Origin of the sequence: Pseudomonas sp. R-28-1W-6 (assembly GCF_009799925.1) — a bacterium.
Taxonomy (GTDB): domain Bacteria; phylum Pseudomonadota; class Gammaproteobacteria; order Pseudomonadales; family Pseudomonadaceae; genus Aquipseudomonas.
On sequence record NZ_WELK01000012.1, the window covers coordinates 1 to 11,305 of the forward strand.

General features: G+C 64.3%; 12 protein-coding genes. 6 read left to right on the forward strand and 6 right to left on the reverse strand.

What is annotated here, in order from left to right; translation table 11 throughout:
* On the reverse strand, window positions 1–934 hold a 934-nt coding region (locus tag F3I62_RS17450), incomplete at its 3' end, for an alginate export family protein (RefSeq protein WP_160490919.1).
* Window positions 935–1,271: 337 nt separating this feature from the next.
* On the opposite strand from F3I62_RS17450, the gene F3I62_RS17455 reads away from it, so the two are divergent.
* A complete protein-coding gene (locus F3I62_RS17455; RefSeq protein ID WP_160490920.1) occupies window positions 1,272–2,051 on the forward strand; it encodes a PhzF family phenazine biosynthesis protein in 780 nt (259 codons plus the stop codon).
* Between the two features lie 188 nt (window positions 2,052–2,239).
* On the opposite strand, the gene F3I62_RS17460 is transcribed toward F3I62_RS17455, so the two are convergent.
* From F3I62_RS17460 to F3I62_RS17475, 4 genes are all read right to left on the reverse strand, one after another.
* On the reverse strand, window positions 2,240–3,346 hold the full coding sequence (locus F3I62_RS17460) for an ABC transporter ATP-binding protein (RefSeq protein WP_160490921.1): 1,107 nt from the start codon (window positions 3,344–3,346) through the stop codon (window positions 2,240–2,242).
* Window positions 3,343–4,263 carry an ornithine carbamoyltransferase gene (argF, locus tag F3I62_RS17465; protein ID WP_160490922.1) on the reverse strand — a complete coding sequence of 307 codons (921 nt, stop codon included), beginning with the start codon at window positions 4,261–4,263 and terminating at the stop codon, window positions 3,343–3,345. The genes F3I62_RS17460 and argF overlap by 4 nt, the downstream gene beginning before the upstream one ends.
* Before the next feature lie 24 nt (window positions 4,264–4,287).
* Window positions 4,288–4,923, reverse strand: a complete 636-nt coding sequence (locus F3I62_RS17470; protein WP_256667808.1) for a tyrosine-type recombinase/integrase — start codon at window positions 4,921–4,923, stop codon at window positions 4,288–4,290.
* Window positions 4,924–5,067: 144 nt separating this feature from the next.
* Window positions 5,068–5,391, reverse strand: a complete 324-nt coding sequence (locus F3I62_RS17475; protein WP_160490923.1) for a hypothetical protein — start codon at window positions 5,389–5,391, stop codon at window positions 5,068–5,070.
* Between the two features lie 386 nt (window positions 5,392–5,777).
* Between F3I62_RS17475 and F3I62_RS17480 the strand changes: the two genes are divergently transcribed.
* The 3 genes from F3I62_RS17480 to grxD all read left to right on the forward strand — a co-directional run bounded on the left by F3I62_RS17480 (window position 5,778) and on the right by grxD (window position 8,972).
* Window positions 5,778–6,209: a hypothetical protein gene (locus tag F3I62_RS17480; protein ID WP_160490924.1), complete on the forward strand. Its 432-nt coding sequence runs from the start codon at window positions 5,778–5,780 to the stop codon at window positions 6,207–6,209.
* Window positions 6,210–6,393: 184 nt separating this feature from the next.
* The gene (locus F3I62_RS17485; RefSeq protein WP_160490925.1) at window positions 6,394–8,502 is read left to right on the forward strand and encodes a molybdopterin oxidoreductase family protein; all 2,109 of its coding nucleotides are present in this window, start codon (window positions 6,394–6,396) and stop codon (window positions 8,500–8,502) included.
* Window positions 8,503–8,642: 140 nt separating this feature from the next.
* A complete protein-coding gene (gene grxD / locus F3I62_RS17490; RefSeq protein ID WP_160079218.1) occupies window positions 8,643–8,972 on the forward strand; it encodes a Grx4 family monothiol glutaredoxin in 330 nt (109 codons plus the stop codon).
* Window positions 8,973–9,028: 56 nt separating this feature from the next.
* Here grxD and bfr read toward each other — a convergent pair whose 3' ends face one another.
* Complete coding sequence (gene bfr, locus F3I62_RS17495; protein ID WP_160490926.1) at window positions 9,029–9,499, reverse strand: bacterioferritin; 471 nt, start codon at window positions 9,497–9,499, stop codon at window positions 9,029–9,031.
* Between the two features lie 325 nt (window positions 9,500–9,824).
* Here bfr and F3I62_RS17500 point away from each other — a divergent pair, with 325 nt between their 5' ends.
* Together F3I62_RS17500 and F3I62_RS17505 are read left to right on the forward strand one after the other, a co-directional pair.
* On the forward strand, window positions 9,825–10,193 hold the full coding sequence (locus tag F3I62_RS17500; RefSeq protein ID WP_160490927.1) for a DUF2784 domain-containing protein: 369 nt from the start codon (window positions 9,825–9,827) through the stop codon (window positions 10,191–10,193).
* Between the two features lie 134 nt (window positions 10,194–10,327).
* The gene (locus F3I62_RS17505) at window positions 10,328–11,137 is read left to right on the forward strand and encodes an SDR family oxidoreductase (protein ID WP_160490928.1); all 810 of its coding nucleotides are present in this window, start codon (window positions 10,328–10,330) and stop codon (window positions 11,135–11,137) included.
* Window positions 11,138–11,305: the final 168 nt, after the last annotated feature.

The following is an 11,305-nucleotide window of genomic DNA, read 5'->3' on the forward strand; positions in this document are numbered from 1 at the left end:
TGGTCGCCAGCGGGGTCTGGAAGGCGCGGTTGCCCGGGCCCTCGTCGCCGCCGAGCACTTCGTAGCCGGCCTTCAGCGCCACGCCCTTGAGGGTGTAACCGAGTTCGGCCAGGTAGTAATCGCTGTCCAGTTGCAGCGGGTTGTCGGCGTAGTCCTGCTGCTGGGCGTATTCCAGGACATAGCTGAAGCCGGCGATGGCGCCGTTCAGGCGCAGGCCGGTGGTCTCGCTGGACTGGCTGCCGGCGCTGAGGTTGTCGAGGCCGAGCAGGTAATCGTAGGCGGTGACGGTCAGCTCGGGCATGACGACGTACTGGGCGTTGATCAGGTGGCTGTGGCCCTCGATGTTGGCCGGGTTGCCGGCGCTGTCGTACTGGCCATTGCCGGGGCCGAAGATGGTGTTGACCTGATCGATGTAGGCGTAGGTCAGGGTCAGCCCGGCGAGCGGCTTGAACTGGGCCAGGGCGCCATCGTAGGTCTGCTCGTTCTGGCGCCAGGCCACGCCGCCGACGAAGCGCTGGTTGTCCAGGTTGATGCGCTGGCGGCCGAGCACGGCGCTGCCGTACTGGTGGTCGTAGCGCAGCAGGGCCTGGTTGATTTCGCTGCCGTCCGGGTCGGGTACTGCCGAGTACTCGGTCTGGCCGTTGCGGGTGTCGTTGTAGGCGGCGTCGCCGATGCGGCTGACGTTGTCGGCCTCGACCAGGGCGGAGAGGCCGTACCACTTGCCGCTCTGGAAGCCGAGGCGGGTGCGCAGGGTCTGGGCGTTGGCGTGCTTGAGGGCGTTGTCCTGGTCGACGTGTTCAACGCGGTAGCGGGCATCGAAGATCGGCTTGCCCTGGGTGAACAGGTTGCTGAAGTCTTCTGCGGCGAAGGCGGCGTGACTGAGGGTGCTGCTGGCAACGGCCAGCGACAGCAGGGACAGTTTCATCATGCGCATAGCGGTCTTCCTGTAGGCCAAAAAACGCAAAAAAAAACGCCACAGCGTCCACGGCTCCACGAGGGAGGGGATGCTATGACGTCGTTGTCGGTTGAGTGGCAGACACGCCGTTGTGCTGACCGGGGTTGGCCATAGCAGGCGGCGTGCCAGATTTCATAAGTGGCTGATTTGTTAAGGATTAATAAATTTTTAAGAACTTTTTGCGATTGATTGATGCACTGCGCTCGTTCGCCGCGCATTGATACAGTGCAGCTGTAGTGCCGTAATAGGCCGCGACTGTAGTGGGCGCCGCCCGTGCGGACGCGGCATGCTGGCCATCACCCCAAGGAGCGCAACCATGCACCTCGAGTTTCATCAGATCGACGCTTTCACCGACCGTCCCTTCAGCGGCAATCCGGCGGTGGTCTACCGCCTGGATGCCTGGCTGGCCGACAGCCTGATGCAGCAGATTGCCGCCGAGCACAACCAGGCCGAGACGGCTTTCGTGGTGCGCGAGGGCGCCGGTTGGCATATCCGCTGGTTCACCCCGACGGTGGAAATGCCCTTGTGCGGCCATGCCACCCTGGCCAGCGCCTACGCCCTGTTCGAGCTGTATGACGAGCCCGGCGAGCGCCTGGATTTCAGCTGCATGTCCGGGGCGCTCAGCGTCAGCCGCGACAACGGCCGGCTGATCCTGGACTTCCCGCTGGCGCAGGCCAGCGAGACGGTGGTCAGCATCGAGCTGGAGCAGGCGCTGGGCCAGCCGGTGCTGGCGGCGCTGCAGGGCAACGAATTGCTCGCGGTGCTGGAGTCGGAGCAGGCGGTGCGCGCTTGCCAGCCGGACATGAAGGCCCTGGCCAAGCTGCCGGGGCTGGGGGTGATCGTCACCGCGCCGGGGCTCAAGCATGACTTCGTCTCGCGCTACTTCGCCCCGAGCATCGGCATCGACGAAGACCCGGTGACCGGCGCCACCCATTGCCTGCTGACGCCTTACTGGGCCGCGCGCCTGGGCAAGAACGAACTCAGCGCCTACCAGTGCTCGGCCCGCGGTGGCGAGCTGCACTGCAGCCTAGCCGGCGAGCGGGTGAAGATCGCCGGGCAGGCGGTGCTGGTGACCGGCGGCACGCTGTTTTTGTAGGCGGCGGTAGGGCTTTCGGGCAGCCCAACAGCTCCTGTGCTGGGCTGCGAGTGGGCCGTCGTGCGCGCCAAGGTCAGGCGCGGGCTGCTGGTGCGCATGGCGCACCCTACGGGAAACCGAGGTGATTCAGGCGAGCGGGTTGCCCTGGAGCATGGCTCGGATGGGCAAGAGCGTCTGTGCGAGTGCTATCAGTTGCTGCTGGCGCGGCGCACGCCGGATTCACCCAGGCTGACCTGGGCGGCGATGCTGCCCTGGGCGGGGAACACCACCAGGTGGTCGGCCGCCACGCGGATGCCCACCTGCTGGCCCGGCAGATGGTCGGCGTGGCTGGGGAAGATCGCCTCCAGCTGGGTGCCGGTGGCCAGTTGCAGGCGGTACAGGGTGGCCGCGCCGAGGAAGGTCTTGCCGACGATCTGCGCCTTCTGCTCGCTGTCCGGGTCGTAGACGATGTCGTCCGGGCGCAGCAGCACGTCCACCGAGCTGCCCGGCGCCCAGGTGTAGGCGCGGTTGCCGCGGATCACGCCGAGTTCGGTCTGCACCGTGTCCGGGGTCAGCAGCTGGCCGCGGATGAAGTAGCCCTGGCCGACGAAGCTGGCGACGAAGGGCGTCAACGGCTCGTGGTAGAGGTTGAACGGGGTATCCCACTGCTCCAGCCGGCCTTCCTTGAACACGCCGACGTGGTCGCTGACGGCGAAGGCCTCTTCCTGGTCGTGGGTCACCAGGATGGCGCTGGTGCCGCGCGCCTTGAGGATGTCGCGCACCTCATGGCTGAGGCGCCGGCGCAGTTCGCCATCGAGGTTGGAAAACGGTTCGTCGAGTAGCAGCAGCTGCGGCTCCGGTGCCAGGGCGCGGGCCAGGGCCACGCGTTGCTGCTGGCCGCCGGACAGCTCGTGGGGGTAGCGCTTGCCCAGCTGGGCCAGCTTGACCAGTTCCAGCAGCTCCTCGGTGATGCGCTCGCGCTCGGGGTGCTTGCGGATGCCGAAGGCGATGTTTTCCGCCACGCTCAGGTGCGGGAACAGGGCGTAATCCTGGAACACCATGCCGATGCGGCGCTTCTCCGGGGCCAGGGTGAAGCCGGCACGCGAGATCACGTGGCCGCCCAGGGAGATCTCGCCGGCCAGCACCGGTTCGAAGCCGGCAATCGCGCGCAGGGTGGTGGTCTTGCCGCAGCCGGAAGGGCCGAGCAGGCAGCCGATGTCGCCGGCATTGAGGTGCAGGTTGAGCTGCTGCACCACCGGATGCTCCTGGTAGCCGCAGGCCAGCTCGCGCAGGTTGAGGAGCAGGGGCTGGCTCATGCGTGGTGGTAAGCCGGTTCGACGAGGAATTCGAGCAGCGCCTTCTGCGCATGCAGGCGGTTCTCCGCCTGTTCCCAGGCCTGCGCGCGTGGGTCGTCGAGCAGATCCATGCTGATCTCCTCGCCGCGGTGGGCCGGCAGGCAGTGCAGGAAGATCACCGCCGGATCGGCGGCATCCAGCAGGGTGCGGGTGACCTGATAGGGGGCGAACAGCTTGAGGCGCTCGGCGGCTTCCTCTTCCTGGCCCATGGAGGTCCACACATCGGTGCTCACCAGGTGTGCGCCGGCCACCGCGGCCAGCGGGTCGCGGACGATCTGCACGCGCTCGCCGGCGGCCTTGAGCAGCTCGGCATTCGGCTCGTAGCCCTCCGGGCAGGCCACGCGCAGCTGGAAGTCGAACTGCAGGGCGGCCTCGATGTAGGTGTTGCACATATTGTTGCCGTCGCCGATCCAGGCCACGGTCTTGCCCTGGATCGAGCCGCGCTGTTCGATGAAGGTCTGCATGTCGGCCAGCAGCTGGCAGGGGTGCAGGTCATCGGACAGGCCATTGATCACCGGCACCCGCGAATGGGCGGCGAACTCGGTGAGGGTGCTGTGGGCGTAGGTCCGGATCATCACCGCATCGAGCATGCTCGACATGACGATGGCGCTGTCGCCGATCGGCTCGCCGCGGCCCAGCTGGGTGTCGCGCGGGGAGAGGAAGATGGCCTGGCCGCCGAGCTGGATCATGCCGGCCTCGAACGACAGGCGGGTGCGGGTCGAGGCCTTCTCGAAGATCATGCCCAGCACGCGGTTCTTCAGCGGCTCGAACAGTACGCCGCGTCGGCGCAGGTCCTTCAGCTCGATGGCGCGACGGATCAGCCCACTCAGTTCCTGAGGGGTGCAATCCATCAACGAGAGAAAGTGCCTGGCGCTCATCATTCACTACCTTAATTTCTACAACTATCGCTGCGCGGTTTTTCCGGGGAAAAGCAGGCCGGGCAGCGGCTGGAGCCGCGTGGGGGCGACAAATGGGGGAGGCGCGATCTTATAAGCAAATGTCGCATGCTGCCAACATGAGCCTTGATCTGCGCGGCTTGCAGGAGGGTTACTGTTTTGCCTGTACCAATTCCGTACCAACTTCCTGCTTTCCAGCTTCTGGAACTCTGCCCAGTCGGAAGTGGAATTGAGCCACTTCGCATAGGTGGAAGACAGCATTTGTACACTGTGGCCCGGCTGGTTGGCAATGAAAGCGGGGTTCATTCCAGCCATCAGGCACATCGTTGTGTAGGTGTGACGAGTGCCGTACTGGCGCCGGGTGCGGATACCAAGAGCCTCCAGCGACAGGTTGAAGTACTTGCGCGGCGTGGTATCGGTCCTGATCCAGTCGCTGCGCTCATCCTGCGTCGTCGGGGCGAAAACAAAGCCGCTGCGAGCCATGGTCAAAGGCTTTGCCTCATGCAGCGCCCTGTCGTTCAGCAACACGTGCAGATTGTTCTTCGTCTTGACGCGGTCATGGATCACGCCATCGACCTGAAGTCGGCAAACGTGCGCGCTTTTTCCTTGAAAATCGATCTCCTCCCAGCGCAGTGCCATCATCTCGCCAGGGCGCATACCCGTGAAGGCGGGGGAGCCCAATGTGCGCGTTCTGAGCCGGTGGGTCGATGCATTGCCTTGTCGTCGCCCAGCGGTGCCGGTGGCACCGTGGGCCCGCTGGAAAGTTTGGCTGCTGATGAGACCCGACTAGATCAACCGCCTGGAGAAGGCGCAGCTTTCATCCGTTGCCGTGACGTAGGTTGCTTGCTCCTTAGCGAGGATAAAGCCGTGGTTGTAAGTGATCAGGCGTCGGCCATCGCCCTGGTCGGCGACATAGATGTTCCGAGCGATCCTCAAGCTGTCAACCTCGTTGAGGTCGAAAACCTCCAGAGTTACTTTGCCTCCCTTTTCGCAACGGATGGAAAAGTCATGCTTGTCAGAGCCCTGAACCAACGATGGTTTGTCCTGGGCTTGTATTGCTAGGCTTGCTAGGACGATGGGCATTACTGCAGCTGCTTTGAGTCCTTTCATGTGTGGCTCTGTTTTGTGATGGGGCAGACATTCTAAGGGTGGTGGCATATTGATTCCATAGCCTGCGGCGGCACGCTGCTCCGGTTAAGCCTGGATCGCTCCCATAATCCGCGGCACGCCCACCGGCCGCGCCTCGGGCATGCCCTGCGAGCCCCTAAAAGCCCGTCAGCCATCATGAGCAAATGCCGCGCGGGGGCAAATGAGCGGCGTTGCCGGCCATTGCAACACCCTGAATCGGGAGATTTTTCTGCCTGCGGCCGGCGTCACAAAAGTGACATGTCGGGTTGCTGGTGGCTCAAGCCGGCTCCTACCATGCGCCCCGCCTGACCAGGCAGACATGTCCAGCAACTGGGCATTCATGGATTTTCTATGCAAAGGAGTCTTGCATGAAACACGTAGCCTATGCCGCCGCTTTTTCCGCCCTCGCCCTGCTGACTGGCTGTGCCAGCCAGAACTACAGCCAGCCGAGTGCCCCGCTCAATGGTGAAGTGCAAACCAACCTGAAAGCGGACGTGAAAGTCGGCGAGTCCATCACGGGCGAGTCTTCGGTGAACATCCTGTTCGGCATGTTCAAGCTGGGTGGCGATACCCAGTTCGCCGACGGCGTAACCTATGGTGGTGGCGAAGGTGGTTTCGCTCTGGGTCTGGACCCGGTAGCTGCCGCCAAATCCGCCGCTGCCTTCAAGGCCGTCAAATCCTCCGGTGCCGACCTGATCGTCGCGCCGCGCTACGAAGTGAGCGTGCAGGATTACATGGTGTTCAAGGCCGTCAACGTCAAAGTGACCGGCAACAAAGGCACCATCAGCGCCATTCGTTGATCTGTAGGGCTACTCGGCTGCCCGCAGCCGAGCCCGGTCTGATCAATTGATGCGCTGTTGAATCGGCGGGCATGATGCCCGCCGATTCATGAAACTTAGGCCACTGGCCAAGCCTTCCCCTAGCCTCCATAGTCCTGTTTCCACGACCCGACCGGTCGTCTCGAACAAGAACACGAGGCCAGCCATGAGCAAGACCCTCCACCACCGTGCCTGCCACCTGTGCGAGGCCATCTGCGGCCTGACCATCGAAACCGAGCGTCTGGCCGACGGTAGCCAGCAGATCCTGTCGATCAAGGGCGATGCCCAGGACAGCTTCAGTCGCGGCCATATCTGCCCCAAGGCCGTGGCCCTGCAGGACATCCAGCACGACCCCGACCGCCTGCGCCAGCCCATGCGCCGGATTGGCAGCGAGTGGCAGCCGATCGGCTGGGACGAGGCCTTTGCCCTGGTCGCCGAGCGCCTGGCGGCGATCCAGGAACGCCACGGCAAGAACGCGGTGGCCGTGTACCAGGGCAATCCCAGCGTGCACAACTACGGGCTGATGACCCACAGTAACTACTTCCTCGGCCAGTTGAAGACGCGCAACCGCTACTCCGCCACCTCGGTCGACCAGCTGCCCCATCACCTGACCAGCTACCTGATGTACGGCCACGGCTTCCTGCTGCCGATCCCGGACATCGACCACACCCAGTTCATGCTGATCCTCGGCGGCAACCCGCTGGCCTCCAACGGCAGCCTGATGACCGTGCCGGACGTGGAGAAGCGCCTGAAGGCGCTCAAGGCCCGCGGCGGCAAGCTGGTGGTGGTCGACCCGCGCCGCAGCGAGACGGCGGCCATGGCCGACCAGCATCTGTTCGTCCGCCCGGGCAACGATGCGGCCCTGCTGCTGGGCCTGCTCAATACCCTGTTCGACGAGGGCCTGACCCGCGCCAGCCACCTGCCGGTCAACGGCCTGGAACAGGTGCAGGCGGCGATTGCCGAGTTCACCGCCGAGGCCATGAGCGCCCGGTGCGGCGTGCCGGCGGCGACCATTCGCCAGCTGGCCCGTGACTTCGCCGCTGCCGAGTCGGCGGTGTGCTACGGGCGTATGGGCGTGTCCACCCAGGCCTTTGGCAGCCTGTGCCACTGGCTGATCCAGCTGATCAATCTGGTCACCGGCAACCTCGACCAGCCGGGCGGCGCGCTGTGCACCACGCCGGCGCTGGACCTGGTGGCGAGCACCGCCGGTGGCCATTTCGATGTCTGGCAGAGCCGGGTTTCCGGCCTGCCCGAGTACGGCGGTGAGCTACCGGTGGCGGCCCTGGCTGAAGAGATGCTCACCCCTGGCGAAGGCCAGGTGCGCGCGCTGATCACTGTGGCCGGCAACCCGGTGCTGTCCACCCCCAACGGCCGCCAGCTGGAGCAGGCGCTGGAGGGGCTGGAGTTCATGCTCAGCATCGACCTGTATACCAATGAAACCACCCGCTACGCCGACCTGATCCTGCCGCCCACCGCGCCGCTGGAGCACGATCACTACGACAGCACCTTCAATGCTTTCGCCGTGCGCAACGTCACCCGCTTCAACGAGGCGGTGCTGGACAAGCCGGCGGGGGCGCTGGACGACTGGGAAATCTTCGTCGGCCTGGCCCAGGCCTTCGCCGCCAAGGTCGGCAACGAGCTGAAACCGAGCAAGACGCCGCAGCAGATGATCGACCTGGGCCTGCGCTTCGGCCCCTACGGCGATCAGTCGCCGCACAAACTCAGCCTGGCGGCCATCCGCGAGCAGCCCCACGGCATCGACCTGGGGCCGCTGCAGGCGAACCTGGGCGGGCGCCTGAAGACCGAGTCGAAGGCCGTCGAGGCCGCGCCGGCGTTGCTGGTCGCCGACCTGGCGCGCTTCGCCGCGCAACCGCAGGAGGGCGCGGACGAGCTGATGCTGATTGGCCGCCGCCATGTGCGCAGCAACAACTCCTGGATGCACAACTACCAGCGCCTGGTGAAAGGCAAGCCGCGCCACCAGCTGCTGATGCACCCGCAGGACATGGCCGGGCGCAGCCTCAGCGATGGCCAGCGCGTGCGCATCGAGTCGCGGGTGGGGGCCATCGAGGTCGAGGTGCTGGGCAGCGAGGAGATGATGCCCGGCGTGGTCAGCCTGCCGCACGGCTGGGGCCATGCCCGCCCGGGCGTGCAGATGGCGATCGCCAGCGCCCAGCCGGGCGCCAGCGCCAACGACCTGACCGACGAGCGGCAGCTCGATGCGGTCTCCGGTAACGCCGCGCTGAATGGCGTGCCGGTGCGGGTGGCGGCGGCCTGAGCCGGCTGGCAGACGTGGCCGTGGCTGGTGGGCGAGGGTGCCGAGCGCGTTGGCTTAACCCGAGCCCGCAACTGGGATTTTCGGTTACAATCGCCCCATCCAGTCCGGTGCAGTCCGGGAAAGTTCAGACGAGGTGAGTCGTGGATATTATCGATACCATCAAAGAGCAGATCGCCAACAACACCATCCTGCTGTACATGAAAGGCTCGCCGAATGCGCCGCAGTGCGGCTTTTCGTCGAAGGCCGCGCAGGTGGTGATGGCCTGTGGCGAGAAGTTCGCCTATGTGGACATCCTGCAGAACCCGGAAATCCGCGCCAACCTGCCGAAGTACGCCAACTGGCCGACCTTCCCGCAGCTGTGGGTGGCCGGTGAGCTGGTCGGCGGCAGCGACATCATGACCGAGATGTTCGAGAAGGGTGAGCTGCAGACCCTGATCAAGGAAGCCGCACAGAAAGCCAGCGCCGAGTAATCTGGCGCTGCAATGAAAAAGCCCCGCATTCGCGGGGCTTTTTCATTGCAGCTGGATTATTCGTCCATCTGCGACTGCAGGTAGTTTTCCAGGCCCACCTTGTCGATCAGGCCGATCTGGGTCTCCAGCCAGTCGATGTGCTCTTCCTCGGATTCGAGGATGTCTTCCAGCAGCTCGCGGGTGCCGTAGTCGCCGACGCTCTCGCAGTAGGCGATGGCGGCTTTCAGGTCGGGAATGGCCTGGTGTTCCAGCTTGAGATCGCTGGCCAGCATTTCCTTGGTGTTCTCGCCGATCATCAGCTTGCCCAGGTCCTGCAGATTGGGCAGGCCTTCGAGGAAGAGGATGCGCTTGATCAGCTTGTCCGCATGCTTCATCTCGTCGATGGATTCGTGATACTCGTGCTCGCCGAGTTTTTTCAGGCCCCAGTCCTCGTACATGCGCGCATGCAGGAAGTATTGGTTGATGGCCACCAGCTCGTTGCCAAGGATCTTGTTCAGATGTTGGATGACTTTCTTGTCGCCTTTCATGGCTGGCCTCGCTGAGCGGGTTTGAATAACGTTCGAGTCTGCTCCGGGAGTCGCTTTCCGTCAAATCTAAGTGTCTGAAAAATATATGATATTTAATAAAAGTAAGAATGCTTAAGTTCTGCATCCGAACGCTAAGCCATTGAAACCAGTGGATAAGTGAAGGGTCTCAAGAACAGTGGCAGGCCTGTTGCCCATGCGGGCGCCGGCGATTGCTGGCAGGATCGACGAATGGGGCCAGGAGAACCGGGATGCAGGGCGCATGGTTTGGCAGCATCGCGTGGCGGCAGGTCGCCGCCGGCGGATCGGTTAACGGAGGCTGGTGCCGATGATGGCGCGTCTGGCGGCCGATGCCGTGGTGCTGGTGCACCTGGGCTTCATCCTGTTCGTGCTGTTCGGCGCGCCGCTGCTGTTGCGCTGGCGCTGGCTCGCCCTGCTGCATGTGCCGGCGGTGGCCTGGGCGGCGACGGTGGAGCTGCTGCAACTGTACTGCCCGCTGACGCCGCTGGAGAACCAGTTGCGCCAGGCGGCGGGGCAGGTGGGCTACAGCGACGGTTTCATCGAGCACTACCTGATTCCGCTGATCTACCCGGCCGGCCTCACGGCGCAGAGCCAGTTGTGGCTGGGCGTGCTGGTGCTGCTGGTGAATCTGCCGATCTACCTGTGGTTGCTGTGGCGTGCGCTGCGCCGGCGCTGAGAGGTGCAAGCGCAGGTCTGCCCCTAGCCGGGACCGCTTTCTTGCCCGTCATTCAGCGATTTGATGCAGCAAGGCCGCCGCGCCAGCCTTGGTTACACTCTGGGCATCCTCACCAGACAACAAGGCTGTAGACAATGCAAAAGCGCATGATGATTACCGGGGCCGGTTCCGGCCTGGGACGTGAAATAGCCCTGCGCTGGGCGCGCGAAGGCTGGCAACTGGCGCTGGCCGACGTCAACGAGAGCGGCCTGGCGGAAACCCTGCAGCTGGTGCGCGCGGCCGGCGGCGATGGCTTCACCCTGCGTTGCGACGTGCGCGACTACAGCCAGCTGACCGCCGTGGCCCAGGCCTGCGAGGAGCGTTTCGGCGGCCTCGATGTGCTGGTCAACAATGCCGGGGTCTCGGCCGGTGGCTTCTTCGGCGACCTCAGCCTGGAAGACTGGGACTGGCAGCTGGCGATCAACCTGATGGGCGTGATCAAGGGCTGCAAGGCCTTCCTGCCGCTGCTGCTGCAGAGCAAGGGGCGGATCATCAACATCGCCTCCATGGCGGCGCTGATGCAGGGCCCGGCGATGAGCAACTACAACGTGGCCAAGGCCGGCGTGGTGGCGCTGTCCGAGAGCCTGCTGCCCGAACTCAAGCCGCAAGGTGTCAGCGTGCACGTGGTCTGCCCGTCGTTCTTCCAGACCAACCTGCTCGACTCCTTCCGCGGCCCGACCCCGGCGATGAAGCAGCAGGTCGGCAAGCTGCTGGAGCAGAGCCCGATCAGCGCCACGGACATCGCCGACTACATCTACCAGGAAGTCGCCAAGGGCGAGTTCATGATCCTGCCGCACGAGCAGGGGCGCATGGCGTGGCAGATCAAGCGGCAGAACCCGCAGGCGATCTACGACGAGATGACCCTGATGTGCGAGAAGATGCGCAGCAAGCTGGGCGCCGCCTGAAAGCCTGTTCAAAGTCTGCTGCGCGTCGGCCATGCTGCGTTGAAATTGGGCTCGGACTGCTCATTTACACCTCGTAAACTCCGCGTCCTCGCCCAATTTCGCCTTGCCTGGCTCTAGCTCGCGAAAATTTGAATAGGCTTTGAGTTTAGCGGGCAGATGCAACAAGGG